Origin of the sequence: Lysobacter soli (assembly GCF_003382285.1) — a bacterium.
Taxonomy (GTDB): Bacteria; Pseudomonadota; Gammaproteobacteria; order Xanthomonadales; family Xanthomonadaceae; genus Lysobacter_J; species Lysobacter_J soli.
In genome coordinates, this window is the sequence record NZ_QTJR01000017.1 from 40,084 (window position 1) to 65,496 (window position 25,413).

Below are 25,413 nucleotides of genomic sequence, written 5' to 3' on the forward strand. Positions count from 1 at the left end.
CAGCGTTGCGACGTCCACACTCCGCCGACCCTCACCCCAACCCCTCTCCCGGTGGGAGAGGGGTTCACCCGCGGCGCACGCTAAGTAGAACGCGCCACAGGGGTGAACAACGGTCGCCTACTGCGTGCGCTCCAGAACCAGCAACGGATCGACACGCACATCGAACCGCGCCGCGATGCACTGCAGTTGCCGCTGAAAAGAACGCGCCGCAGCGCGCCACAGAGGTGAACAACTGGCTCTTACTGCGTGCGTTCCAGAACGAGCAACGGATCGACCCGCACATCGAACCAGTTCATCCCCCAATGCAGATGCGGCCCCGTCGCACGACCCGTCGCGCCGACCGCGCCAATCACCTGGCCCTGCTGCACGCGATCGCCCACCTTCACGTCGATGCGCGACAGGTGCAGGAAATTCGAACTCACGCCATGGCCGTGGTCGAGCAGTAGCGTGCCGCCGGTCAGGTAGAGATCCGGCGCGGCGAATGTGACCACGCCCGACGCCGGTGCCAGCACCGGCGTGCCCGTCGGCGCGGCGATATCCATGCCCGAGTGCGGCGATTTCGGCGTGCCGTTGTAGACGCGCTGGTTGCCGAAGCGCCCGCTGATTCGGCCCTTCACCGGCCAGACGAAAGCCTGCGCGAAGTCGGCGCGATCGTCATCGCGTGCACGCGCGGCGGTGACCTGCGCCTGTTCGCGCTCGATGCGTGCGGCGATGTCCGGCGGCGGTTCGACCGTCTTCGGCGGCACGCCGCGGACGTTCTCGACCGGCCAGTCGCGCGGCGTCACGACGATGCGCGCCGTCTGCGTGCGGCCATCTGCGGTGGTGACATCGACGCTGACCGGACCGGCTTCGTCGCGGCCGATGCCGAACACGACCGTGCCGTAATTCGTCGGGCGCAGCACGCGCGTGCCGTATCGCACGGTCGCATTGGCCGGTACCTTGCCCAGCACGAGCGCGCCCTGCTGCACGGACGTCGGGAACACCACGCGAGTATCGACGCTCGACGTCGCGGACGCCTGCGCAACGCTGGGTACGACGGGCGCCACCGGTGCGGCCGAACAACCCGCCGACGCCATCGCCAGCAGCGACAGCGCGACGCCTTTCGCAAACCTCATCGATCGAACGCCAGACGCTCGCCGCGCGGTTGGCCGACCAGCTGGCGGCCGTCCCACGCGAGTTCGCCATTGACCCAGGTCGAGGCGATGCGCGAACGGAACGTGGTGCCTTCGAACGGCGACCAGCCGCATTTGGAGAGCACGTCCTCGCGCTGCACGGTGAACGGCGTATCGTCGATCAGCACCAGGTCGGCGGCGTAGCCTTCGCGCAGGAAGCCGCGGCCCTTCACGTCGAACAGCTGCGCGGGTGCGTGCGCGAACTTCTGCACGACCTGCGACGTGGTGAGACGTCCCTCGTGCACGAGTTCAAGCGCGGCAACCAGCGCGTACTGCACCAGCGGCAGGCCACTGGGCGCGCCAGTGTAGAGACGTGCCTTTTCTTCCAGCGTGTGCGGCGCGTGGTCGGTGGCGAGCACGTCGATCACGTCGTCGGTCAACGCCTGGATCAGCGCTTCGCGATCGCTCGCGTCCTTGATCGCCGGGTTGCACTTGATCAGGTTGCCCAGGCGCGCGTAGTCGGCGCGGTCGAAACGCAGGAAGTGGATGCAGGTTTCGGCGGTGATGCGCTTGCGGCTGCCATCGGCGCGGATCAGCGGTCCCTTTTCGAACAGCGCCAGCTCGTCGGCCGTGCTGATGTGCAGCACGTGCAGGCGCGTGTCGTGCTTGCGCGCGAGCGACAGCGCGAGCTGCGTCGACTTCATGCACGCTTCGCGCGAGCGGATGTCCGGATGGCACGCGGCCGGGATGTCGTCGCCGTACTTCGCCTTGTAGCGGGCGAGTTCGGCATCGATCATCGGCGTGTCTTCGCAGTGCGTGATGATCGGCGTGGGTGCGTCGCGGAAGATGCTGTCGAGGATTTCCGGGTTGTCGACCAGCATGTTGCCGGTGGACGCGCCCATGAACACCTTGATGCCCGGCGCGGCGAGCGGATCCAGCGACTGGATGGCGGCCAGGTTGTCGTTGCTGGCGCCCATGTAGAAGCCGTAGTTGCCCCATGCGCGGCCTTCGGCGCGGCGGTATTTGTTCTCCAGCGCCTCGGCGTCGAGCGTGGGCGGATTGGTGTTGGGCATGTCCATGAAGGACGTCAGCCCGCCGGCCACCGCGGCGGCCGATTCGGTCGCGATGTCGGCCTTGTATTCCATGCCGGGTTCGCGGAAGTGCACCTGGTCGTCGATCATGCCCGGCAGCAGGCGGCGGCCGCCGGCGTCGATCACCGACTCGTTCGCGCGCGCCGACAGTCCTGTGCCGATCTGGGCGATACGCCCGTCCTCGAACCGCAGGTCGCCGTCGAATTCACGGCCTTCGTTGACCAGGCGGGCGTTGACGATCAGTGTCGATGGCATGTGGGTTTCCCGGAGGTTGGTTCCGGCACGGGATCGATCCCGCCCGGGTGAAGCGGATGGCAACGCAGGATGCGCCGCAGCGCCAGCCAGCTGCCCTTGAACGCGCCGAAACGGGCGATGGCCTGCATGGCGTATTCCGAGCACGTCGGATGGAAACGGCAGCGCGGGCCAAGCAGCGGACTGATCCAGCGCTTGTAGCCTCGCAGAAGGACGATGAGCAGACGGTCGATCACGGTTCCTTAATGCGGACAGGCATCTGAATATGCGGTTGCCGCAGGTGCCGGGGCAGGGTATAACAGCGCGCTTTCCCGTCACAAGGCTCCAGTTTTCGGTCGATCTCCGGGTCGTCCGACCTTCGCGGAAACCAGCACGATCGAGGCTCCGCGGACGGTGTCCGGCACATGCATGCGATGTCATGCTGCGCGGACACGAAGTGGGGCATGCTGTGCTCCACACCGCCTTCGGACCCGTCGTCCGGAGGTCCTCAGGGATCAGAAGGACACGTCGCTCGTGGCAGTGAAAAAAACCGCGAAGAAGGCCGCCAAGGCCGTCAAGAAGACCGTCAAGCCGGCCGCCAAGAAGGCCGCGTCCAGCAAACCCGCAGCGAAGAAGACCGCGGTGAAGAAGCCGGTCGCGAAGAAGGCTGCGCCCGCCAAGAAGCCGGTGGCCAAGAAGGCCGCTCCGGCAAAGAAGACTCCCGCCACCAAGCCGGTCGCCAAGAAGGCTGCGGCGGCGAAGAAGGCGCCGGCCAAGCCGGTCGCCAGCACGAAGAAGCCCGTCGTCGCCAAGAAGGCGGCGCCGGCACCCAAGCCGGTCGCCAAGCAGGCTCCGGCGCCCGCCAAGAAGGCCGCTCCCCCGGTGAAGTCCACGCCGGCGAAGGCCGCCCCCCAGGAAGGCAAGCCCACGGCTGCGAAGCCGGAGAGCAAGCCCGTCGTCAAGAAACCCGCAGCAGCGCGCCCGGCCGTCGAATCCCCGACGGCGAAACCGGTCGCCAGCAAGCCAGAAGTCGCAAAGAATCCAGTGACGCAACCCGTATCCAACAAGGCGCCTGCAACCAAAGCGGCGGCCGCAAGCAATCCCGCGACCAAGACCGCTCCGCGCCCGGCCGGCAAGGTGGCCGTGGCCGTTGTCGCAAAGCCGCAGGCTCCCGCGCCGAAAGGCAAGGTCAAAGTCGTGCCGTACCAGACAGATGAGGCCACTGGCCGCCCGATCGTCCCGCAGGGCTACAAGCCCACGGTCGACGAGGAATACATGAACCCGCTCCAGCTCGAGTACTTCCGCCAGCGCCTGCTGGGCTGGCGTACCGACCTGGTCGAGGAATCCAAGCAGACCATCGAGAACCTCAAGGACGAAGTCCGCGACGTCGGCGACGAAGCCGAGCGCGCCACCCGCGAGACCGAAAACTCGCTGGAACTGCGCACCCGCGACCGCTACCGCAAGCTGATCAGCAAGATCGACAGCACGCTCAAGCGCGTGGACTCGGGCGATTACGGTTACTGCGTCGACACAGGCGAGGAAATCGGCCTGGAGCGCCTGGAAGCGCGCCTCACCGCCGAGCGCACCATCGACGCGCAGGAGCGCTGGGAACACCTGCAGAAGCAGATGGGCGACTGATCCACCGCTCCCCGCTTCGATGCGACACGAAAGACCCGGCTTCGCGCCGGGTTTTTCTTTTCCACCCGCCGGTTCGAACTGCCGGATCGAAGCGGCGATGCGGCCCGATCCGGTCCATCCGCCAGCGTCGCGCGCGATGCATGCTGGCCGCCGTCATCACGCCGCCTTCCGGAGCCCGCCATGCCCGAACCCATCGACTTCATGCGCGAGGCGCTCACGCTGGCGCGTGCGAACGTGGCCGAAGGCGGTCGGCCGTTCGGCGCGGTGCTGGTGCGCGATGGAAAGGTGCTCGCGCGCACGGCCAATCGCATCCATGCGACGAACGATCCCACCGCGCACGCCGAACTACTGGCGATCCGCGAGGCGGCTCAGCGCTCGGGCTCCCCGCGGCTGGACGGCGCCATCGTCTACGCCAGCGGCCATCCGTGTCCGATGTGCCTGGCCGCGATGCACCTGTGCGGCGTGACGCGCGCGTACTACGCGTATTCGAACGAGGAAGGCGAGCCGTTCGGCCTGTCCACGGCGGCTGTGTATGCGCAGATGGCGTTGCCGCCCGGGCGGCAGACGCTCGCGGTCGAGCCGCTGCGGCCGGACGGTGAGGGCGGGCTGTACGAGGCGTGGAAGGCGATGCGCGGTTAGCGCGTCGAAAGCCGCTTGCGCATGAAGATGCGCTCGTGCGTGTCCGGGTATCCGTCGAGCACCGCGAAGCGCTCGTAACCGTGGCGTCGATAGAACGCCTCGGCCTGCCAGTCGAACGTGTCCAGCCGCGCCGAATGCGCGCCGATTTCGATCGCGCGCCGCTCGCAGGCGTGCAGCAGCGCGGCGCCGTGGCCTTGCGATCGGACGTCCTCGCGCAGCCACAACACGTGGATTTCGAGCCAGCCGAGCAGCACTTCGCCGACGATGCCGCCGATCAGCTCGCCATCGTCGTCCTTCGCCGCCAGATGGATCGGCGTGCTTTCGATCTCGCCGACCGCCGCGCGGTTGAACGCCTGCAGGCCGACGCAGATGCGCTGCGTTTCCACCACGGTGGCATCGGCGATCGTGGACACGCGGATGTCAGTGCAGGTCGCGAAGGTCGAGCCGGCGCAGCTTCGGCGCGAGTTTCGCCGTGGCGCCGACCACTGCCAGCGTCATGCAGCCGCCGAAGATCAGCGACGGCACCAGGCCCATCAGCCGCGCGGCGACGCCCGACTCGAACGCGCCAAGCTCGTTCGACGAACCGATGAATATGCCGTTGATCGACGACACGCGACCGCGCAGGTGGTCCGGCGTGGCGAGCTGGAGGATCGTCGAGCGCAGCACCACCGACACGCCATCGCACATGCCCGACAGCATCAGCATCAGCGCCGAGACCCACAGCTCACGCGACAACGCGAAGCCGATGATGCTCAGCCCGAAACCCGCCACCGCGATGAGCAGGATGCGTCCGGCATGGCGCTGCAACGGGCGACGCGCGAGGTAGACGCCCATCAGCACCGCGCCGACCGCCGGCGCGGCGCGCAGCAGGCCCAGCGCTTCGGGCCCGTAGTGCAGGATTTCGCTGATGAACGCCGGCAGCAGCGCGACCGCGCCGCCGAACAGCACCGAGAACATGTCCAGCGCCTGCGCGCCCAGCACGACCTGCGTCCTGAAGACGAAGTTCAGGCCCTCGCCGATGCTCTTGAAGATCGGCGCGCGTTCGGCCGGAAGCGGCGGTTCGGTCACGCGGATCGTGATGACGGCGATCGACGCCGCCGCCGCGAACGCCGCCGCGACCAGGTACGCCGCGCTCTTTCCGCCCCATGCGACCAGCAGGCCGCCCGCCGCGGGACCGAGCACCAGGCCCGACTGCATCACCACGCTGCTCACGCCCGCGCCGCGCACGAATTGCTCGCGCTTGAGCACGCGCGCGAACAGCGACATGTACACCGGTGCCAGGAACGCGCGCACCACACCGTTCACCGCGATCGCCGCGTAGATGGTCAGCGTGCCGAACGACGACGTGCCCGCCGGCAGCACGCCGGACGCGACGCCGGCAAGCGTCAGCGTCGTCAGCAGCAAGCCGAGGCACGCCGCCATGCCGAGCTTGCGGCGGGGCAGGTGATCCACCGCGTAGCCGGCGAACAACGCGAAGCAGAAGTAGGGAATGACTTCGGCCAGGCCGATCAGGCCGAGCGCGAACGCGTCGCGCGTGAGTTCGTAGACGTGCCAGCCGACGGTCACCGCAACGATCTGGTACGACAGCATCGCCAGCAGGCGGTACGTCATCAGGCCGGTGAAGCCGCGGTTCCTCAGCAGGTCGCCGATCCCCGGAACGGGGGCGTCGGCGGGTGCGGCTTCGCTCACCGGCGCGGGCTCACAGCGCCTGCCGGGCGCGTTCGCGGATGAAGCCGAGCAGCGCGGCCAGTCCGTTGCTGCGCGTCGGCGACAGGTGCTTCGCCAGGCCGATCTCCGCGATGTAGTCGGCGTTGGTGTCGACGATTTCCTTCGCGCTGCGCCCCGAGTAGACGCGCAGGGCGAGGTAGATCAGCCCCGAGACGATGGCCGAGTCGCTGATCGCGTGGAAGTCGAGGCGGTCCGCATCGCCCTCGGCGACGATCCACACCATCGACTGGCAACCGTGCAGGCGGTGTTCTTCGGTCTTCCACTCCGGCGGCAGGTCCGGCAGCTTGCGGCCGAGGTCGATCAGGTACTGGTAACGTTCCGACCAGTCGCCGAAGAAGGCGAACTCATCGCGGATCGCCTGCTGCGCGTCGCGCGCGCTGGCTTCGAGCGGGAAGGGGCTGGTGGGGGCAGCGATGGCGTTCATTGCAGTGGGATTTTACGCGGCGTGCGGCAAGGCACGGTGAGTCGGTCGCCACCCCGGCGGGCCGGGATGACGACGGTGGATCAGGCGCGCTTCCAGCGCACGCCTTGCGGCGTGTCTTCGAGCAGGATGCCTTCGCCGGCGAGCTGGTCGCGGATCGCGTCGGCACGGGCGAAATCGCGCGCCTTCTTCGCGGCGAGGCGTTCGTCGATCAGCGCCTGGATGCGCGCATCGTCGCCTTCCTCTGTGCCGCGTGCGAACCACGCCGCCGGATCCTGCTGGAGCAGGCCGAGCGCGAGGCCTGCACCGAGCAGTTCGGACTTCAGGCGCGCCTTCTCGTCGGCCGACACGGCCTTGCGCGCATCGCCGGCGATGCGGGCGATCTCCGCCATCACCTGCGGGGTGTTGAGATCGTCGTCGAGCGCGGCTTCGACCATCAACGGGATGGCGGGCTCGGCGTCGACGTCGGCCAGGTCGCGCAGGGTGCCGTACAGCCGGTCCAGCGTGCGCACACTTTGCTCGATCAGGCCGTCCGACCACTCCAGCGGCTGGCGGTAATGCGCCGACAGAAGCGAGAAGCGCAGCGCCTCAGCGGGGTACTGCTTGACCAGATCGTGCACGCGCTGGATGTTGCCGACCGACTTGGCCATCTTGGCGCCGCCGAAATTCAGCATGCCGTTGTGCAGCCAGTAGCGGGCGAAGATCTTGCCGCCGTGGGCGCACTCGCTCTGCGCGATCTCGTTCTCGTGGTGCGGGAACTGCAGGTCGACGCCGCCGGCGTGGATGTCGATGGTTTCGCCCAGGTGCGCGGCGGCCATCGCCGAGCATTCGATGTGCCAGCCCGGACGGCCGCGACCCCAGGGCGATTCCCAGCCGGGGAGGTCGTCGGTCGAAGGCTTCCACAGCACGAAATCGCCCGCGTCGCGCTTGTACGGCGCCACGTCGATGCGCGCGCCGGCGAGCAGTTCCTCCGGATCGCGGCGCGACAGCTTGCCGTAGCCGGCGAAGGTGCCGACCGCGAACAGCACATGGCCGTCGGCCTCGTAGGCGTGGCCGGCGTCGATCAGGCGCTGGATCATCTCGATGATCTGCGGCACGTGGGCCGTCGCCTCGGGCTGGATGTTCTGCGGCTTCACGCCCAGCGCGGCCATGTCGTCCAGGTACGCGGCGGTGAAGCGGGCGGTGATCTCGCCGATCGGCACGCCGCGTTCGCGGGCGGCGTTGTTGATCTTGTCGTCGATGTCGGTGATGTTGCGGGCGTAGTCGAGGCCGCCGTAGCGGCGGCGCAGGACGTCGGCCAGCACGCCGAACACCACCGGCCCGCGGGCATTGCCGATGTGGACGAAGTTGTAGACCGTCGGCCCGCACAGGTACATCGTCGGGCGGTCGGAATTCAGGGGCGCGAACGGCTCGACCCGTCGCGTCAGGCTGTTGAAAAGGTGCAGGCTCATGGGGTTACCGCCGGAAGTGCCGGCCATTCTAGCGGCAGCACCGGGCGCCGCGTCCCGACCCCTCCGGCCGCCGCATGCCGGCAAGCTAAAGGCGAGGTTCAGACCTACGGCGCCGTATCCGCTTACACTTTCTGAACATTTCCCTACCTTGCGAGCGTGATGGCCCGTCCAGTTCCGTCCCTGCCGGCGAAAGCAGCCCCGATGTCCGGGCGCGTCGCCGCGATGGCCGTGGCGGTCCTCTGGGCCGCGGCGGCACAGGCGCAACAGCAGGCTCCGACGCAGACCACGGTCATCCAGGCGGAGAACGTCCGCTTCGACTACGCGCAGGTGCTGCGCGTGACGCCGGTGTACCAGACGCTGAAGGCCAGCTCGGTCGAGGAGCAGTGCGAGGAGGCCAAGGGCGATTCCAAGCTGTCGCGTGCCCTGGGCGCGGTAAAGGAAGCGCTGGGTCGCGAGGAGAAGCAGGACAAGCCCGCCGCCACGCCCGACTGCAAGCCGGTCACCGTCGAACGCGAGTTCCGCCGTCCCATCGCCTACGACGTGGACTACACCTACAAGGGCGCCAAGTACCGCTCGCGCCTGGCGGACGATCCGGGCAACCGGCTGCGGATCCGGGTTTCCGTGACGCCGGTCGTGCAGCCGCCGCGGAGTCGATAGATCCGGCCCGGGCGCGAAGCGCGCGGCTTTGCCGGATCATCGTCCCCGCGCAGGCGGGGACCCATTCGTTGCACGTTGGGTCACAAATCGGTTGCGCCCGCCCCGGTCGCGTGCGAGCATTCGCCCCCTCATGAACGCCCTTTACGCCGACGCCGACGTGCTCACCTCCGCCTGGATGGCGGCGGGGATGACCTCGCGCGCGCGCCGACCGTACACCCGCCAATCCGCTGGGTAGACGGTCGCACGCGCCATTCGCAACAGGCGAAGTGACACACGAAAAGCCCAGCCTACGCGCTGGGCTTTTTTGCTTTTCGGCCCAGCGAACCTCCTTCGAGATCTTCTTCACGGGAACGCAGTCGATGACCCCCAAGCACTTCCTCAACACCCAGGACTGGTCGCGCGACGGCCTCGACGCACTGCTCGCGCAGGCGGCGGAGTTCAAGCGCAGCAAGCTGGGCGACCAGCTGAAGGGCAAGTCGATCGCCCTGGTGTTCTTCAATCCGTCGATGCGCACGCGCACCAGCTTCGAACTGGGCGCCTTCCAGCTCGGCGGCCATGCCGTGGTGCTGCAGCCGGGCAAGGACGCGTGGCCGATCGAGTTCAACCTCGGCACCGTCATGGACGGCGACACCGAGGAGCACATCGCCGAAGTCGCGCGGGTGCTGGGCCGTTACGTCGACCTGATCGGCGTGCGCGCGTTCCCGAAGTTCGTCGACTGGCAGTACGACCGGCAGGACATCGTGCTCAACAGCTTCGCGAAGTACTCGCCGGTGCCGGTGATCAACATGGAGACGATCACGCATCCGTGCCAGGAGCTTGCGCACATCCTCGCGCTGCAGGAGCACTTCGGCACCGCCGACCTGCGCGGCAGGAAGTACGTGCTCACCTGGACCTACCACCCCAAGCCGCTCAACACCGCGGTGGCGAACTCCGCGCTGACGATCGCCACGCGCATGGGCATGGACGTCACGCTGCTGTGCCCGACGCCGCAGTACGTGCTCGATGAGCGCTATATCGGCTGGGCCGAACAGAACGTCGCCGAAAGCGGCGGTTCGTTCCGCATCAGCCACGACATCGAAAGCGCCTACCGCGGCGCGGACGTCGTCTACGCCAAGAGCTGGGGCGCGCTGCCGTTCTTCGGCAACTGGGAACCGGAGAAGCCCATCCGCGACCAGTACAAGCACTTCATCGTCGACGAGCAGAAGATGGCGCTGACCAACAACGGCGTCTTCAGCCACTGCCTGCCGCTGCGCCGCAACGTGAAGGCCACCGACGCGGTGATGGATTCGCTGCAGTGCATCGCCATCGACGAAGCCGAAAACCGCCTGCACGTGCAGAAGGCCATCATGGCCGCGCTCGCCCGCAACTGATTCGAAGAACCCCACAGAGATCCCCACATGAGCAAAGACATCGTCCTCGCCTTCTCCGGCGGCCTCGACACCAGCTTCTGCGTTCCGTACCTGAAGGAGCGCGGCTGGAACGTGCACACCGTGTTCGCCGACACCGGCGGCGTGGATGCGGAGGAACGCGCCTTCATCGAACAGCGCGCCGCCGAACTGGGCGTCGCCTCGCACGTCACCGTCGATGGTGGTCCGGCCATCTGGGAAGGCTTCGTCAAGCCGTTCGTGTGGGCGGGCGAGGGCTACCAGTCGCAGTACCCGCTGCTGGTGTCGGATCGCTATCTCATCGTCGATGCCGCGCTGAAGCGTTGCGACGAGCTGGGCACGAAGGCCATCGCGCACGGTTGCACCGGCATGGGCAACGACCAGGTGCGTTTCGACCTGGCGGTGAAGGCGCTGGGCGATTACGAGATCGTGGCGCCGATCCGCGAGATCCAGAAGGAGCACACCGAGGTCCGCGCCTACGAGCAGAAGTACCTGGAAGACCGCGGCTTCGGCGTGCGCGCCAAGCAGAAGGCGTACACCATCAACGAAAACCTGCTGGGCTTGACGATGTCCGGCGGCGAGATCGACCGCTGGCAGGCACCGGGCGAAGGTGCCGTAGGTTGGTGCAAGCCGCGCAGCGAATGGCCGGCGCAGGCGCTGCGCGTGAAGATCGGCTTCGTCAATGGCGAAGCGGTGACGCTCGACGGCGAGAAGATCGAAGGCCACACGATGCTGGCCAGGCTCAACGGCCTGTTCGCGCAGTACGGCGTGGGCCGCGGCCTCTACACCGGCGACACGACGATCGGCCTGAAGGGCCGCATCATCTTCGAAGCACCGGGCCTGACCGCGCTGCTCGCCGCGCATCGCGCGCTGGAGGAAGCCGTGCTGAGCAAGCAGCAGAACCGCTTCAAGCCCGAGGTCGCGCGCAAGTGGGTGGAGCTGGTGTACGAAGGCTTCTTCCACGACCCGCTGAAGACCGACCTCGAAGTGTTCCTGCAGTCGAGCCAGTCCACCGTGAACGGCGAAGTCACGCTGGAAACCAACGGCGGCACCGTGACGGCGGTGGCCATCGAGTCGAAGCACATCCTCAACGCCAAGGGCGCGACCTACGCGCAGGCGGCCGACTGGGGCGTGGCCGAGGCCGAAGGTTTCATCAAGCTGTTCGGCATGAGCAGCACGCTGTGGGCCGAGGTCAACCGGAAGGGCTGAGAAGCGAGCAACTGCAGAAGTGAGAAGTGAGCGAAGCGATGCTCACTCCTCACTACTCTCCACTCACTCCGGCGTAAACGACATGCTCGACCAGACCCTCCAACATCTCGAAGCGCTGGTGTCATTCGATACCCGCAATCCGCCGCGCGACATCGGCACCGGCGGCATCTTCGACTACCTGCGCGAGAAGCTGCACAGCTTCCGCATCGACGTGATCGACCACGGCGACGGTGCCGTGTCGATGCTCGCCGTGCGTGGCAATCCGACGCGCCTGTTCAACGTGCACCTGGACACCGTGCCGTCGTCGGAAGCGTGGAGCGCCGATCCGCACGTGTTGCGCGTTACCGGCGATCGCGCGATTGGCCTGGGCGCATGCGACATCAAAGGCGCGGCCGCGGGACTGGTCACCGCCGCGTCGCGCACGACCGGCGATGCCGCGTTCCTGTTCTCCACCGACGAGGAGGCCAACGATGCGCGCTGCATCGCGGCGTTCCTCGCCAGCGGCCATTCGTTCCAGGACGTCATCGTCGCCGAGCCGACGAAGTGCGAGGCCGTGCTCGCGCATCGCGGCATCAGCTCGGTGCTGATGCGCTTTCGCGGTGTCGCCGGCCATGCGTCGGGCGCGAACGCGATGCAGGCCAGTGCGCTGCACCAGGCGATCCGCTGGGGCGGGCATGCGCTGGATTTCGTCGAGAGCCAGGCGCACCAGCGTTTCGGCGGCCTGACGGGCCTGCGCTTCAACATCGGCCGAGTGGAAGGCGGGATCAAGGCGAACATGATCGCGCCGAGCGCCGAGCTGCGCTTCGGTTTCCGTCCGCTGCCGTCGATGTCGATCGACGCGCTGCACGAACGCTTCGGCACGCTGGTCGAAGCCGGCGCCGTGGAGCGCTACGAGGAAACCTTCCGCGGTCCGTCGCTGCCGTCGGGCGATGTCGCCGATGCGGAGAACCGCCGCCTGGAAGCGCGCGACCTCGCCGACGCGCTCGGCCTGCCGATCGGCAACGCGGTGGACTTCTGGACCGAAGCCTCGCTGTTCTCCGCCGCCGGACTCACCGCGATCGTCTACGGTCCCGGCGACATCGCGCAGGCGCACACCGCCGACGAATGGGTCGCGCTGGAGCAGTTGCAGCGCTACACCGAATCGGTAACCCGCATCCTCGAAACTGCATGACGACGTCCTGAGCCCCCTTTTTTTTGAGCCCCCTGAGTCAAGGGGGCGGCCTCGCCGTGAAGCGGCGGGGCGGGGATGTGGCACTAGACCCTGAGGGTGTCGCGACGCGACGCCTGTCGGCCCGAAGACATTGCAAGAACAACACCTGATCCGCTCAAAGATGAACGACACCCGCGACATCCAGACGAGGCAAACCATCGTGCGCCTGCTTTCGAGCATGGCCAGCGCGAAGGAGATCTCGCAGTACCTCAAGCGCTTTTCGCAGCTGGACGCCAAGCGCTTCGCCGTGGTGAAGGTCGGCGGCGCGGTGCTGCGCGACGATCTCGAAGCGCTGACATCCTCGCTCGCCTTCCTGCAGGACGTGGGCCTCACGCCCATCGTCATCCACGGCGCCGGTCCGCAGCTCGATGAAGAGCTGTCCGCCGCCGGCATCGTGAAGCAGACGGTGAACGGCCTGCGCGTCACCTCGCCCGAAGCGCTCGCCATCGTGCGCCGCGTGTTCCAGTCGCAGAACCTCAAGCTCGTCGAAGCGCTGCAGGCCTTCGACGCGCGCGCGACGTCCATTGTCTCGGGCGTGTTCGAAGCCGATTACCTGGATCGCGACACGTATGGCCTTGTCGGTGAAGTGAAGCGCGTGAACCTCGCGCCGATCGAAGCCAGCCTGCGCGCCGGTTCCATCCCGGTCATCGCGAGCCTGGGCGAAACCGCGTCCGGCCAGATCCTCAACGTCAATGCCGACTTCGCCGCCAATGAACTGGTACAGAAGCTGCAGCCGTACAAGATCGTCTTCCTCACCGGCACCGGCGGCCTGCTCGACGACAACGGCAAGGTGATCGACTCGATCAACCTGTCGACCGAGTACGACCACCTGATGTCGCAGCCGTGGATCAACGGCGGCATGCGCGTGAAGATCGAGCAGATCAAGGACCTGCTGGACAAGCTGCCGCTGACCTCGTCGGTGTCGATTACCAAGCCGTCGGAGCTGGCGAAGGAACTGTTCACGCACAAGGGTTCGGGCACGCTGGTGCGCCGCGGCGAGCGCGTGCTGCAGGTGTCGCAGTGGAGCGAACTCGATCTGGAACGCCTGCGCGAGCTCATCGAATCGGCGTTCGGCCGCCGCCTGCTGCCCGATTACTTCGAGCGCACGACGCTGCATCGCGCCTACGTCAGCGAGAACTATCGCGCCGCGGTGATCCTCACCAGCGAGGATGCCGGCATCTACCTCGACAAGTTCGCCGTGCTCGACGAAGCGCAGGGCGAAGGTCTCGGCCGCGCCGTGTGGCAGGTGATGCGCGAGCAGAATCCGCGCCTGTTCTGGCGCTCGCGCCACGGCAACCCGGTCAATCCGTTCTATTACGCCGAGTCCGATGGCTGCCTGAAACAGGAGAAGTGGAAGGTGTTCTGGTACGGCATGGACAGCTTCGACGAGATCGCCCGCTGCGTCGCGCACAGCGGCGGGCGTACCGCGACGCTGAAGGACTGAGGACGCGATGAGCGCACACGTCGACCCCTGGACCCACGTGCCGAGCCTTCGTGGCCAGCACGTCGTGCTCGAACCGCTGCGTGCCGATCACGCTGGCGCGCTGCGCCTTGCGCTCGGCGACGGCGAACTGTCGCGCCTGTGGTTCACCAACGTGCCGGCACCGAACGACGTCGAAAGCTACATCGCTGCCGCGCTGGAGATGCAGGCGCAGGGCAAGGCGCTCGTGTTCGCGGTGCACGATGCGAACGGCGAGATCGTCGGCTGCACGCGCTTCTACGACCTCGATCCGGCCATGCCGCGCGTGCAGATCGGCTACACCTTCTACGCACCGCGCGTGCAGCGCACGGCGCTGAACACCGAAGCGAAGCTGCTGCTGCTCGCGCATGCGTTCGAGACGATGGGCTGCGTGTGCGTGGGCTTCGAGACCAGCTGGTTCAACCACGCGTCACGCACCGCGATCGCGCGGCTGGGCGCGAAGCAGGACGGCGTGCTTCGCAGCCATCGCCGTCACGCCGACGGCAGCGTGCGCGACACGGTGGCGTTTTCCATCATCGAATCCGAATGGCCGGCCGTGAAGGGCAATCTCCGGCACCGGCTTGAACAACACGAACAAGGGAGCGACCGGACGTGAGCAAGTCCGTTGGCATCGTAGGCGCGCGCGGTTACGTGGGCGCCGAACTCATCCGGCTTATCGCCGGTCATCCGGATTTCGAACTCGCGTTCGTGTCCTCGCGCGAACTGGTCGGGCAGCGTGTTGCCGATCAGTTCGAAGGCGTCGCAGGCATCGATCCCGAACTGCGCTATGTCGCGCCGTCTAACGAGGAACTGCCGGGATTGGGCGCGGACGCCGTCGTGCTCGCGCTGCCGAACGGCAAGGCCGCCGCGTGCGTCGCCGCGTTCGACAACGCGGGCATGGATCCTGTCATCGTCGATCTTTCCGCCGATTACCGCTTCGACGACACCTGGTATTACGGCCTGCCCGAACTCACGCGCCGCAAGTACGCGGGCCAGCGTCGCATCAGTAATCCCGGCTGCTATGCGACGGCGATGCAACTGGCGGTCGCGCCGATGCTCGATGCGCTTGCGGGACCGGTGCAGTGCTTTGGCGTGTCCGGCTATTCGGGTGCGGGCACGTCGCCGTCGGACAAGAACGATCCGGAAAAACTGCGCGACAACCTGATGCCGTACGCGCTGACCAATCACATCCATGAGCGTGAAGTGACGCGCCAGCTTGGTCACGAAGTGCAGTTCCTCCCGCACGTCGCACCGCATTTCCGCGGGCTGACCATCACCGCGAACCTGCCGCTGTCGGGCGCGTTCGAACGCGACGCGATCGTGTCGCGCTATCGCGAACGCTACGCCGACGAGCCGATGGTCGACGTGCTCGATGAAGCGCCGTGGGTCAGCCGCATCGCCGGCCAGCATCACGTCGAACTCGGCGGTTTCACGCTGTCGCCCGATGGCCGCCGCCTGGTCGTCGTCGCCACCGAGGACAACCTGCTCAAGGGCGCGGCGACGCAGGCGTTGCAGAACCTCAACCTCGCGTTCGGGTTCGACGAGAACCGCGGCATTCCGCAGGTTCGCCACGCGGGTTAGTCTGGCGTCGTTCGCATGCGCGGGCGACAGGAAGCATCACGTAATACCGAGGCCGTCATGTCCGATCTGTTGTGGCAAAAACCCGGCGTCAAGGTCGACGCGCGCATCCAGAAGTTCCTCGCCGGCGAGGACGTGATCCTCGATCGCGAGTTCTTCGTGTTCGACATCGAGGCCAGCCGCGCGCATGCGCAGGGCCTGCAGCAGATCGGCATCCTCGCCGCCGACGAACTCGCCGGGCTGGAGCGCGAGCTTTCCCTCCTCGCCGACGATTTCAATGCGGGCCGCTTCGTCCTCGATGATCAGTACGAAGACGGACATTCGGCGATCGAGGCGCGCCTGGTCGAACGCCTCGGCGATGCCGGCAAGAAGATCCACACCGGCCGCAGCCGCAACGACCAGATCCTCGTCGCCACGCGCCTGTGGCTGAAGGATCGCCTGTCGCGCCTGCTCGCGACGTGCCGCGAGAGCGCGCAGGTCGCGCTCGCCCGCGCCGAGGCCGAGCAGGCCGTGCCGCTGCCGGGTTACACGCACCTGCAGCGCGCCGTCGTGTCGTCGCTGGGCATGTGGTGGGCGGCGTGGGCCGAGGGGTTCGTCGACGACGCGCAGCGCGCCGCGGACACGCTCGCATGGGTGGATGCCAATCCGCTCGGCAGCGCTGCCGGTTACGGCGTGAACCTGCCGCTCGCGCGCGACCACACCACGCAGGCGCTCGGCTTCGGCCGCATGCAGGTGTCGGCCGCGTACGCGCAGCTTTCGCGCGGCAAGTTCGAGATGGCCGCGATCGAAGCGCTGACGTCCGCGCTGCTTGACCTTCGCCGCCTCGCGTGGGACCTGAGCCTGTTCACCAGCGCCGAATTCGGTTTCGTCGCGTTGCCGTCGCAGTACACGACGGGCAGTTCGATCATGCCGAACAAGCGCAATCCCGACGTCATCGAACTGATGCGCGCCAGCTACTCCGCGGCCGCGGCTGCGCGCACGGAGATCGAACAGCTCCTCTCGCTGCCGTCGGGCTACCACCGTGACCTGCAGTTCTCGAAGGGCGCGATCTTCCACGCGTTTGGCCGCGGGCTCGACGCGCTCGAACTGCTGCCGGACCTGCTGCGCAACCTGGAATGGAAGACCGACCGCATGCGCGAGGCGCTGGATCCGTCGATGTACGCGACCGATCTGGCCGTCGACATGGCGCGCGAGGGGCTGCCGTTCCGTGAGGCCTACCGCCTCGCCGCCGATCCGGCGCGCTGGGCCGAAGGCGATCCGGATGCGAGCCTGCGTGCACGCGTTTCGCCAGGTGCGTCGGGTGAGCTGCGGCTCGATGCGTTGAAGGAAAGACTGGCTCGTTTGCCGGAGTAACTTCCGGCACATCCTGCCGCGCGCGGGGCGCGGGCAGGCTGGTTCCAATGCAGTGGCAGTCGCGGTTCCGCATCACACGGTACGTCCATGATGAAGGGGAGCTCCATGCGCCGTTGGTTCTTCGCACTGTTCGCGTTCGCGCCGGCCGTCGTGTCGGCGCATGAGATTCCCGCGCCGGCGGCCATCGATGCCGAAGTCGCGCGCGTCATGCGCGACACCGGATCGAAGGGCCTCGCCATCGCCGTGATCGACGACGGCAAGCCGGTGCACGTCGCTGCGCACGGCGTGCGCAACGCGGCAGGCGACCCGCTGCAGGTCGACACGATCATGTACGGCGCATCGCTGACCAAGGCGGTGTTCGCCTACACCGTGATGCGGCAGGTCGATGCCGGTCGCTTCACGCTCGACACGTCGCTGGCCGACATGTTGCCCAGGCCGCTGCCGTCCTATGCGTCGGCGGACATCACGAACCGTTTCGCCGACTGGACCGCGCTGGACGAGCGCTGGCGCAAGCTGACGCCGCGCATCGTGCTGACCCATTCCACCGGCTTCGCGAACTTCGGTTTCCTCGAGCCGGACGAGAAGCTGCATTTCCACTTTGATCCCGGGTCGCGCTACGCGTACTCCGGCGATGGCCTGAATACGCTCCAGTTCGCGATGGAAACCGGCAAAGGCATCGACGTCGGGACGGAAAGCGCGCGCATCTTCAACGAACTGGGTATGACGCGCACGAGCCTGATCTGGCGCGGCGACTTCGCCGGCAACCTCGCCGATGGCTGGGACGAGCAGGGCAAGGTCGAGCCGCACGACGAACGCTCCAAGGTGCGGGCCGCCGGCTCGATGGACACCACCATCGCGGATTTCGCGAAGTTCGCCGCGGCATTCGTGCGCGGCGATGGCCTCAAGCCCAGCAGTCGCGCCGAAATGGTGAAGCCGCAACTCGCGATCACCACGCGTTCGCAGTTCCCGACGTTGCAACCGGAGCTTCCGCCGGAACAGCGCCGGAAGGATCTGGCGGCGGGCATTGGCGTGGTCGTATTCGAGGGCCCGCAGGGTCGCGGCTTCTTCAAGGGTGGGCACAACGACACCACCGGCAACACATGGGTCTGCGTCGAGCAACGCAAGCGCTGCGTGGCGATCCTGTCGAACGACGTGCGCAGCGAGGCGGGTTTCCCGCAGCTCGTGCGCTTCGTGCTGGGCGAGACGGGCGTGCCGTTCGACTGGGAATACGGCACGCAATGAACGCCTCCGATTTCACCGCGCAACCGCTGCCGACTTGGCGCCGGGCCGTGCTGAAGGTCGGCAGCAGCCTGCTGGCGGGCGAGGACGGCCTGGATCCGCGCCATGCAGGCGCCCTGGCGCGCTTCATCGAACATGCGCGGATGCAGCAGCGGGAGATCGTGCTCGTGTCGTCCGGCGCGGTCGCGGCCGGCCGGCATCGCATCGCTGCGGGCGGCGACAGCCTCGTGTTGCGACAGGCGTTGGCGTCGCTCGGGCAGGCCGCGCTGGTGACGTTCTGGCAGCAGCTGGTCGATCGTCCCGTCGCGCAGGTTCTGCTCACGCACGACGACCTGCGCAACCGGCGGCGCTACCTCAACGCGCGCGCGACGCTGCGCGAACTGCTGCGCCTGGACGCGCTGCCGGTGATCAACGAGAACGACGCGGTCGCCGTCGACGAACTCAAGCTCGGCGACAACGACAATCTTGCCGCCGCCGTGGCATCGCTGGTGGATGCGGACCTGCTGCTGATCGCCACCGACATCGGTGGCCTGTACAGCGCGCATCCGCGCGACCCGGCGGCGCAAGCGATCACGCGCGTGGAGGCGATCACGCCGGAGCTGCTGCAGGCCGCAAGCGGCGGCGCCGGCACGCTCGGTACGGGCGGGATGCGCACGAAACTCGATGCCGCCGCCAAGGCAGGCGCGGCCGGCATCGCGACTGCGCTGTTCTGCGGTCGCGATCCAGATGTCGTTCGGGCGCTCCACGACGAGGTGCTGCACGGAACGCTTGTGCTCGCGCAGGGCGACCGCCTTCGCGCCCGCAAGCAATGGCTGCGGCACGCGCCATCATCCGGCCGCCTGCACGTGGACGCGGGCGCGTTCGCCGCGTTGCACCGTCAAGGCGCATCGCTGCTGCCGGGCGGAGTGGCGTCTGCCGAAGGGGAATTCCGCCGCGGCGACGTGGTCGAGATCGGCGTCGAGGACGAACCCGCCTTCGCGCGCGGCCTGGCCCAGTACGGCGCCAACGAAGTCCGTCGCATCGCGCGCCGGCATAGCAACGAGATCGAAGCGATCCTCGGATTCCGCTACGGCGAATCGGTGGTGCATCGCGACGACCTGGTGCTGATCGACGCGACGTCGCACAAGGAAACCAGCACGTGAGTGGATACGTCCGCCATCTTGCCGAACGCGCGCGCGAAGCCGCGTCGGTAATCGCGCGGTTGGATGGCGATGCGCGCCGCCGTCTGATCGAACGCATGGCCGATGCGCTTTCGGAGCGACGTGCCGAGGTGATGGCCGCGAATGCCGAAGACATGGAACGCGGGCGCTCGAACGGGCTCGGCGATGCAGTGCTCGACCGCCTCAAGCTCGACGACGCGCGCATCGATTCAATGGCGCAGGGCTTGCGCGAAGTCGCGGCCCAGACCGATCCGCTCGGTGTCGTCACGCGGCGCGACGTACGTCCGAACGGCGTGGTCATCGAACGCCAGCGCATTCCCCTGGGCCTGATCGCGATGATCTACGAGGCACGTCCGAACGTGACCGCAGATGCCGCGGCGCTGTGCCTGAAGGCCGGCAATGCGGTGCTGCTGCGCGGCGGGTCGGAGGCGCGCGCGAGCAACGCCGCGATCGCCGCCTGCCTGCATTCGGCGCTGCGTGCCGGGAACCTGCCGGAAGCGGCGGTGTCGCTGGTATCCGACCCGGCGCGCGAACACGTGCTCGAACTGCTGCAGCTGTCGGACCTGATCGACCTGGCGATCCCGCGCGGCGGCGAGAGCCTGATCCGCTTCGTCGCCGAACACGCGCGCGTCCCGGTGATCAAGCATTACAAGGGCGTCTGCCATCTGTACGTCGATGCCTCGGCCGATGTCGCGCAGGCGCTGGACCTGCTGGTCGACGGCAAGGCCTCGCGGCCAGGCGTCTGCAATGCGCTGGAAACGCTGCTGGTGCATCGCGATATCGCGGCGACGTTCCTGCCGCGCGCGATGGAACGGCTCTCCGCACGCGGCGTCGAAGTGCGCGGCTGCGAGCGGACGCGGGCGATTGTTCCGCAAGCACGCGCAGCGACGGACGACGACTACGCGGCCGAGTACCTGGATTTCGTCATTGCCGTGCGCGTGGTCGACGACCTCGACGCCGCGCTGGCGCACATCGCGCGATACGGCTCGGACCACACCGAGGTGATCGCGACGCAGGATGCGGCGGCGGCGGACGCTTTCGTGCGCGGCACGCGCAGTTCGGCGGTGATGGTGAATGCGTCGTCGCGTTTCAACGACGGTGGGCAGCTGGGCCTGGGCGCGGAGATCGGCATTTCGACCACGCGGCTGCACGCGTACGGCCCGATGGGCGCGGAATCGCTGACGATCGAGCGCTTCGTCGTGCGCGGCGAAGGGCAGGTGCGCCACGCGGACTCGCGCGGCTGACCCTCACTCCCGGAGGCGCTGCACTCCGAGCCACCGCTCGCCCGGCGCAAGCGTCACCGGTTCCACCACCGTCGCCGCTTCCACGCAGACGAAGCGCAGGTGCTCACCCGCGCCGAGGTCGCCCATCGAGGCCGCCAGCGTGGCGCCGGGATTCCATACGACCGCATCGCGGAAGCCCTCGCTTTCGATGTGCAGCGTCGAGTCGCCGTCGCGCAGGCGCAGCGACCGTGGCGCGGCGGCGTAGATGCGGTCGAGTTCGCCTTCGAAGCGGATCGGAGCGTTCGACGCCGGCATCGCGGCGCCGTTGCGCGCCGAATCCTCGTAAGGCGTGGATTCCAGGCCGTCGAGTTCCACGGCGGCCAGCTTGGCCACGCGCAGGTAGGTGTGCAGCGCGGCGGTGAAGGCGAACGGTGCGTCGTCGCGGTTGAGCACTTCCAGGCCGACCTGCAGCGCGTCCGCACCGAGTGCGACGTGCAGCCGCGCGCCGAAGCGAACGGGCCACAGCGAGCGCGTGTGTTCGTCGTCGTCCAGCTCGAACACGGCCGACTCGCCGAATGGCGTTGCGTCCTGCAGGCCGGCGAAGTGCCATTCCAGCAGCCGCGCGAACCCGTGCTTGACCAGCGCCCCGCGTGCGCCGAACTGCGGAAAGATCACCGGAATGCCGCCGCGGATCGCGGTGCCGGGCGTCAGGCTGGCGTTGGGGCTGAGATACAGGCGCTCGCGGGCGGGGGAGGGCTTCCACGACAGCACGTTCGCGCCGTGCAGGCTGACGTCGGTCGTGGCGCCGCTGGAATGGCGCAGGCGCACGCAGGAACGGCCGCGCTGCTCGAAGGGTTCGATGGACAGGGGCATGGCGGAGCGCCGAAGGGACTGCGCGGCATCATGCCCGACGTCGCGTCGACGCGTACGTGCGTTCGGAACGCCCCAAACGAAAAACGCCGGCATTGGCCGGCGTTTTCTGTTTCAGCAACCGCATCGCTGCGGAATTGGTCGGGGAGACAGGATTTGAACCTGCGACTTCTACGTCCCGAACGTAGCGCTCTACCAGGCTGAGCTACACCCCGACTGCTGAGCCGCAAATTCTAGTCAGTTCGGCGGGGGCGAGGCAAGGGGTCTCATGCAATTTCCTTCAGGTCGGTGGCGCCGCGCTGGGGGAAGGGCGGGCGCAACCGCTAAACTGTGGGGGTTCCCGTCCCCTTCAGCGACGCGCCGCGCAGGCGCCGCCGCCCGATCCACTGGAGTCCCGCTTGATCAAGCCGCGTACCCCGCCCGGGGTCATGGAGCTGCTGCCTCCTGACCAGATCGCTTTCCAGCGCATGCTGGACACGATCCGCCGAAATTTCGAACGCTTCGGCTTCCTCCCGGTGGAAACGCCGGTGATGGAGCTGTCGGAGGTGCTGCTGACCAAGTCCGGCGGCGAGACCGAGCGGCAGGTGTATTTCGTGCAGTCCACCGGCGCGCTCGGCAAGGCCGAAAGCGGGACCGGCGAGGGCATGCCGGAACTGGCGCTGCGCTTCGACCTGACCGTGCCGCTGGCGCGCTTCGTCGCCGAGCACGAACACGAGCTCGCGTTCCCGTTCCGCCGCTACCAGATGCAGCGCGTGTACCGCGGCGAGCGCGCCCAGCGCGGCCGCTTCCGCGAGTTCTACCAGTGCGACATCGACGTGATCGGCAAGGACGCGCTGAGCGTGCGCTTCGATGCCGAACTGCCGGCGGTGATCCATTCGGTGTTCAGCGAGCTGGACATCGGCGCGTTCACCATCCAGCTCAACAACCGCAAGCTCATGCGCGGCTTCTTCGAGGCGCAGGGCGTCGCTGACGGCGAACTGCAGGCGCTGGTGCTGCGTGAAGTCGACAAGCTCGACAAGCGCGGCGAGGACTACGTGCGCGAGACGCTGACGGGTGAAGGCTTCAACCTGCCGGCCGACGGCGTCGAGAAGATCCTCGACTTCGTGAAGGTGCGCTCCACCTCGCACGCCGATGCGATGGCGCAACTGGACGCGCTGGGCGAAGGCAACGACTCGCTGCGCGACGGCGTGGCCGAACTGCGCGAAGTGCTGGAACTGGTGCGCGCGCTCGGCGTGCCGGAAACGCACTACGCGCTCAATTTCTCGATCGCGCGCGGCCTGGACTACTACACCGGCACCGTCTACGAGACCACGCTCAACGATTACCCGCAGATTGGTTCGATCTGCTCGGGCGGCCGTTACGAAAACCTCGCCAGCCACTACACCAAGTCGAAGCTCCCGGGCGTCGGAATCTCGATCGGCCTCACGCGTCTGTTCTGGCAGCTGCGCGAAGCCGGCCTGCTCGGCAAGGCGACCGGCAGCACGGTGCAGGCGATGGTCGCGCTGATGGATGCCGATTCGCTGCCCGACGCGCTCGACATCGCGCGGCGCCTGCGCGCGGCCGGCATCAACACCGAGATGCAGATGGAAGCGCGGAAGATCGGCAAGCAGTTCCAGTACGCCTCGCGTGCCGGCATCCGCTTCGTCGTGCTCACCGGCGAGGACGAGCGTGCACGCGGCGTGGTCGCGGTGAAGGACCTGCTGCGCGAAGAACAGTTCGAAGTCGCGCGCGAGGAGCTTGCAAGCACGCTGCGCGTCGAACTCGAGCAGGCCCAGGTACTCGCCGGTCGCTGAGCCCCGATCCTCCCTGTTCGCAGGGGAGGACGCCGAAACCATTACGGAACCTCCATGAAACCGATCCGACTCGACGGCCGTTCCCTCACCCGAGCACAACTGGTCGATGTCGCCTACGGCGCGCACGTCGAGTTGGCGCACGAGCAGCTTCCGACCGTGGCGCGCGCCGCGGCGTTCCTGGCCGAACAGGTGGGCCGGGAAGAGCCAATCTACGGCGTTTCCACCGGTTTCGGCAGCAATGCCGACCGCCTGCTCGGCAACCATCGCCTTCGCGACGAATTGCCGGGCAGCACGCGTTCGAACGAAACGCTGCACGAGGAACTGCAGCGCAACCTGATCGTCACGCACGCGGTGTGCGTGGGCGAACCGTTCGCGCCGGAGATCGTCCGCGCGATGCTGTGCATCCGCATCAACACGCTGATGCGCGGGCATTCGGGCATCCGCGTGGAAACCCTGCAGGCGCTGACCTCGATGCTCAACGCCGGCCTCGTGCCGGTCGTGCCGCAGCTGGGGTCGGTCGGCGCGTCGGGCGACCTCGCGCCGCTGTCGCATCTGGCGATCGTGCTGCTCGGCGGTGGCGAAGCGTTCTTCGAAGGCCAGCGGATGCCGGGCGCTGAAGCGCTGGATCGCGCGGGCCTGTCGCCGATCACGCTGTCGTACAAGGAAGGCCTGGCGCTCAACAACGGCACCGCGCAGATGCTCGCCTGTGGCGTGCTCGCGCTGGACAAGCTCGAAGACCTGCTCGACTCGGCCGACCTCGCCGCGGCGATGACGATAGACGCCTTCGCCGGGCGCCTGGGCGCGTTCGCCGAGGAAGTGCATGCGCTGCGCCCGCATCCGGGCCAGGTGCACAGCGCGGCGAACCTGCGCATCCTGCTGCAGGGTTCGACGCTTGCCGACATTCCGTACCACCTCGTGCCGAAGTTCCGCGCGTGGCAGCCCGGCAGCTGGGACACCGTGCAGGCGCAGTCGCTGCGGTTCGACATCGGCTGGGACTGGGTGCCGATGGCCCAGCGCCACGGTCGCGAGAAGTTCTATCGTCGCTTCCGTCCGTTCCGCGGTGGCAAGAAGCACCAGCCGCAGGACAGCTATTCGCTGCGCTGCATCCCGCAGGTGCATGGCGCGGTGCGCGACGCGATCGCGCAGGCGGCGCGCGTTCTGGACATCGAACTCAACGCGCTGACCGACAACCCCATCGTGTTCCCCGATGCGAAGGCCGAATTCGTCGAGCAGCAGGTGATTTCCGCCGGCCATTTCCACGGCATGCCGCTGGCGCTGGCGATGAGCTACGTGAAGGCGGCCATTCCCGTGCTGGCGAGCATTTCCGAGCGCCGCCTCAACAAGCTCGTCGATCCGGCGACGAACGACGGCCTGCCGGGTTTCCTCATCGGCAACGAGGATTCCACCGAGTCCGGCCACATGATCGTGCAGTACACGGCGGCGGCGATCGTCAACGACCTGGCGAGCCGTGCGCATCCGGCCTCGGTGTATTCGATCCCGACCAGCGCGAACGCCGAAGACCACGTATCGATGGGCGCGAACGAAGCACGCCACGTGCTGTCGATGGCGGAGGACCTGGGCAAGGTGATCGCGCTGGAGCTGTACACGGCGGCGCAGGCGCTGGACCTGCGTCGCGACATGATCAACGCCGCGCGTGATCTCGCGAACCGCGCCGATGCGACCGCGCTCGCGGCCAAGATCGCCGGCGGCCCGACGCCGGGCACGCTGGAATACGACGCCTTCCTCGACGAGGTCGAAGCGCTGCGGGCCGAGCTCGCGGCCGCGGACGAGTTCCAGCCGGGCCGCGCCGTGGCTCTGGCACATGCGGCGATCCGCCGTGAGATCCCGTTCCTCGATCGCGATCGCGCACTCGACGGCGAAGTCGCCACCGCGGTGCGCCTGGTGAAGGACGGCACGATCCTGGGCGCGGCGCGCAGCTGAGCGTTGATTCAAGCCCTCTCCCGCA

23 protein-coding genes and 1 tRNA gene are annotated in these 25,413 nt (G+C 67.7%); 15 read left to right on the forward strand and 9 right to left on the reverse strand.

Going from position 1 to position 25,413, the window contains the following annotated elements; all coding sequences use genetic code 11:
- Positions 1-239: 239 nt before the first annotated feature.
- The 3 genes from DX912_RS16995 to yidD are packed head-to-tail and all read right to left on the reverse strand — an operon-like array spanning position 240 to position 2,691.
- Positions 240-1,115 carry a M23 family metallopeptidase gene (locus DX912_RS16995; protein WP_115844550.1) on the reverse strand — a complete coding sequence of 292 codons (876 nt, stop codon included), beginning with the start codon at positions 1,113-1,115 and terminating at the stop codon, positions 240-242.
- Positions 1,112-2,458, reverse strand: a complete 1,347-nt coding sequence (locus DX912_RS17000; protein WP_115844553.1) for a dihydroorotase — start codon at positions 2,456-2,458, stop codon at positions 1,112-1,114. Before DX912_RS17000 ends, DX912_RS16995 begins: the two co-directional genes overlap by 4 nt.
- Entirely contained in the window at positions 2,443-2,691 is a 249-nt protein-coding gene (gene yidD, locus DX912_RS17005; protein ID WP_115844556.1) for a membrane protein insertion efficiency factor YidD, read from the reverse strand. The genes DX912_RS17000 and yidD overlap by 16 nt, the downstream gene beginning before the upstream one ends.
- 277 nt (positions 2,692-2,968) lie before the next feature.
- Here yidD and dksA point away from each other — a divergent pair, with 277 nt between their 5' ends.
- The gene (gene dksA, locus DX912_RS17010) at positions 2,969-4,072 is read left to right on the forward strand and encodes an RNA polymerase-binding protein DksA (RefSeq protein WP_115844560.1); all 1,104 of its coding nucleotides are present in this window, start codon (positions 2,969-2,971) and stop codon (positions 4,070-4,072) included.
- Positions 4,073-4,252: 180 nt separating this feature from the next.
- Positions 4,253-4,711 carry a nucleoside deaminase gene (locus DX912_RS17015; RefSeq protein ID WP_115844564.1) on the forward strand — a complete coding sequence of 153 codons (459 nt, stop codon included), beginning with the start codon at positions 4,253-4,255 and terminating at the stop codon, positions 4,709-4,711.
- Here the strand turns inward: DX912_RS17015 and DX912_RS17020 are convergent.
- From DX912_RS17020 to cysS, 4 genes are all read right to left on the reverse strand, one after another.
- Positions 4,708-5,124 carry a GNAT family N-acetyltransferase gene (locus DX912_RS17020; RefSeq protein ID WP_181902880.1) on the reverse strand — a complete coding sequence of 139 codons (417 nt, stop codon included), beginning with the start codon at positions 5,122-5,124 and terminating at the stop codon, positions 4,708-4,710. The genes DX912_RS17015 and DX912_RS17020 overlap by 4 nt on opposite strands.
- Positions 5,125-5,131: 7 nt before the next feature.
- Positions 5,132-6,400 (reverse strand): MFS transporter, encoded by a 1,269-nt coding sequence (locus DX912_RS17025; RefSeq protein ID WP_396615201.1) that lies wholly within the window; start codon positions 6,398-6,400, stop codon positions 5,132-5,134.
- A 10-nt stretch (positions 6,401-6,410) separates the two neighbouring features.
- A complete protein-coding gene (locus DX912_RS17030) occupies positions 6,411-6,863 on the reverse strand; it encodes a SufE family protein (protein WP_115844569.1) in 453 nt (150 codons plus the stop codon).
- Positions 6,864-6,943: 80 nt separating this feature from the next.
- On the reverse strand, positions 6,944-8,311 hold the full coding sequence (gene cysS, locus DX912_RS17035) for a cysteine--tRNA ligase (RefSeq protein WP_115844572.1): 1,368 nt from the start codon (positions 8,309-8,311) through the stop codon (positions 6,944-6,946).
- Positions 8,312-8,512: 201 nt separating this feature from the next.
- On the opposite strand from cysS, the gene DX912_RS17040 reads away from it, so the two are divergent.
- The 11 genes from DX912_RS17040 (at position 8,513) to DX912_RS17090 (ending at position 20,805) form a co-directional block, all read left to right on the forward strand.
- Positions 8,513-8,968 (forward strand): hypothetical protein, encoded by a 456-nt coding sequence (locus DX912_RS17040; RefSeq protein WP_232338419.1) that lies wholly within the window; start codon positions 8,513-8,515, stop codon positions 8,966-8,968.
- Positions 8,969-9,327: 359 nt separating this feature from the next.
- Positions 9,328-10,338 (forward strand): N-acetylornithine carbamoyltransferase, encoded by a 1,011-nt coding sequence (locus DX912_RS17045; protein WP_115844574.1) that lies wholly within the window; start codon positions 9,328-9,330, stop codon positions 10,336-10,338.
- Between the two features lie 27 nt (positions 10,339-10,365).
- Positions 10,366-11,562: an argininosuccinate synthase gene (locus DX912_RS17050; protein WP_115844577.1), complete on the forward strand. Its 1,197-nt coding sequence runs from the start codon at positions 10,366-10,368 to the stop codon at positions 11,560-11,562.
- 82 nt (positions 11,563-11,644) lie between these two features.
- Positions 11,645-12,733: an acetylornithine deacetylase gene (locus DX912_RS17055; RefSeq protein ID WP_115844580.1), complete on the forward strand. Its 1,089-nt coding sequence runs from the start codon at positions 11,645-11,647 to the stop codon at positions 12,731-12,733.
- Between the two features lie 160 nt (positions 12,734-12,893).
- Positions 12,894-14,216: an acetylglutamate kinase gene (locus tag DX912_RS17060; RefSeq protein ID WP_115844582.1), complete on the forward strand. Its 1,323-nt coding sequence runs from the start codon at positions 12,894-12,896 to the stop codon at positions 14,214-14,216.
- A 7-nt stretch (positions 14,217-14,223) separates the two neighbouring features.
- Positions 14,224-14,847, forward strand: coding sequence for a GNAT family N-acetyltransferase (locus tag DX912_RS17065; RefSeq protein ID WP_115844585.1), 624 nt, complete (start codon positions 14,224-14,226; stop codon positions 14,845-14,847).
- Positions 14,844-15,812, forward strand: coding sequence for an N-acetyl-gamma-glutamyl-phosphate reductase (gene argC / locus DX912_RS17070; protein WP_115844588.1), 969 nt, complete (start codon positions 14,844-14,846; stop codon positions 15,810-15,812). The genes DX912_RS17065 and argC overlap by 4 nt, the downstream gene beginning before the upstream one ends.
- Positions 15,813-15,869: 57 nt before the next feature.
- Positions 15,870-17,162 (forward strand): argininosuccinate lyase, encoded by a 1,293-nt coding sequence (gene argH, locus DX912_RS17075; protein ID WP_115844590.1) that lies wholly within the window; start codon positions 15,870-15,872, stop codon positions 17,160-17,162.
- Between the two features lie 105 nt (positions 17,163-17,267).
- A complete protein-coding gene (locus tag DX912_RS17080; protein WP_115844593.1) occupies positions 17,268-18,404 on the forward strand; it encodes a serine hydrolase domain-containing protein in 1,137 nt (378 codons plus the stop codon).
- A complete protein-coding gene (proB, locus tag DX912_RS17085) occupies positions 18,401-19,543 on the forward strand; it encodes a glutamate 5-kinase (protein ID WP_115844596.1) in 1,143 nt (380 codons plus the stop codon). The genes DX912_RS17080 and proB overlap by 4 nt, the downstream gene beginning before the upstream one ends.
- On the forward strand, positions 19,540-20,805 hold the full coding sequence (locus tag DX912_RS17090; RefSeq protein ID WP_115844598.1) for a glutamate-5-semialdehyde dehydrogenase: 1,266 nt from the start codon (positions 19,540-19,542) through the stop codon (positions 20,803-20,805). Before proB ends, DX912_RS17090 begins: the two co-directional genes overlap by 4 nt.
- A 3-nt stretch (positions 20,806-20,808) precedes the next feature.
- Here DX912_RS17090 and DX912_RS17095 read toward each other — a convergent pair whose 3' ends face one another.
- Both DX912_RS17095 and DX912_RS17100 read right to left on the reverse strand, forming a co-directional pair.
- Positions 20,809-21,657 (reverse strand): D-hexose-6-phosphate mutarotase, encoded by an 849-nt coding sequence (locus tag DX912_RS17095; RefSeq protein WP_181902881.1) that lies wholly within the window; start codon positions 21,655-21,657, stop codon positions 20,809-20,811.
- A 135-nt stretch (positions 21,658-21,792) separates the two neighbouring features.
- A tRNA-Pro gene (locus tag DX912_RS17100) sits at positions 21,793-21,869 on the reverse strand.
- Between the two features lie 183 nt (positions 21,870-22,052).
- On the opposite strand from DX912_RS17100, the gene hisS reads away from it, so the two are divergent.
- Complete coding sequence (hisS, locus tag DX912_RS17105) at positions 22,053-23,447, forward strand: histidine--tRNA ligase (protein WP_115844604.1); 1,395 nt, start codon at positions 22,053-22,055, stop codon at positions 23,445-23,447.
- 54 nt (positions 23,448-23,501) lie between these two features.
- Complete coding sequence (locus tag DX912_RS17110; RefSeq protein WP_115844607.1) at positions 23,502-25,388, forward strand: HAL/PAL/TAL family ammonia-lyase; 1,887 nt, start codon at positions 23,502-23,504, stop codon at positions 25,386-25,388.
- Positions 25,389-25,413: the final 25 nt, after the last annotated feature.

Coding starts and splice junctions, on each gene's coding strand:
- DX912_RS16995 (WP_115844550.1), bottom strand. CDS start 1,115: ATGAGGTTTGCGAAAGGCGTCGCGCTGTCGCTGCTGGCGATGGCGTCG.
- DX912_RS17000 (WP_115844553.1), bottom strand. CDS start 2,458: ATGCCATCGACACTGATCGTCAACGCCCGCCTGGTCAACGAAGGCCGT.
- DX912_RS17015 (WP_115844564.1), top strand. CDS start 4,253: ATGCCCGAACCCATCGACTTCATGCGCGAGGCGCTCACGCTGGCGCGT.
- DX912_RS17030 (WP_115844569.1), bottom strand. CDS start 6,863: ATGAACGCCATCGCTGCCCCCACCAGCCCCTTCCCGCTCGAAGCCAGC.
- cysS (WP_115844572.1), bottom strand. CDS start 8,311: ATGAGCCTGCACCTTTTCAACAGCCTGACGCGACGGGTCGAGCCGTTC.
- DX912_RS17040 (WP_232338419.1), top strand. CDS start 8,513: ATGTCCGGGCGCGTCGCCGCGATGGCCGTGGCGGTCCTCTGGGCCGCG.
- DX912_RS17045 (WP_115844574.1), top strand. CDS start 9,328: ATGACCCCCAAGCACTTCCTCAACACCCAGGACTGGTCGCGCGACGGC.
- DX912_RS17050 (WP_115844577.1), top strand. CDS start 10,366: ATGAGCAAAGACATCGTCCTCGCCTTCTCCGGCGGCCTCGACACCAGC.
- DX912_RS17055 (WP_115844580.1), top strand. CDS start 11,645: ATGCTCGACCAGACCCTCCAACATCTCGAAGCGCTGGTGTCATTCGAT.
- DX912_RS17060 (WP_115844582.1), top strand. CDS start 12,894: ATGAACGACACCCGCGACATCCAGACGAGGCAAACCATCGTGCGCCTG.
- DX912_RS17065 (WP_115844585.1), top strand. CDS start 14,224: ATGAGCGCACACGTCGACCCCTGGACCCACGTGCCGAGCCTTCGTGGC.
- argH (WP_115844590.1), top strand. CDS start 15,870: ATGTCCGATCTGTTGTGGCAAAAACCCGGCGTCAAGGTCGACGCGCGC.
- DX912_RS17080 (WP_115844593.1), top strand. CDS start 17,268: ATGCGCCGTTGGTTCTTCGCACTGTTCGCGTTCGCGCCGGCCGTCGTG.
- proB (WP_115844596.1), top strand. CDS start 18,401: ATGAACGCCTCCGATTTCACCGCGCAACCGCTGCCGACTTGGCGCCGG.
- DX912_RS17095 (WP_181902881.1), bottom strand. CDS start 21,657: ATGCCCCTGTCCATCGAACCCTTCGAGCAGCGCGGCCGTTCCTGCGTG.
- DX912_RS17110 (WP_115844607.1), top strand. CDS start 23,502: ATGAAACCGATCCGACTCGACGGCCGTTCCCTCACCCGAGCACAACTG.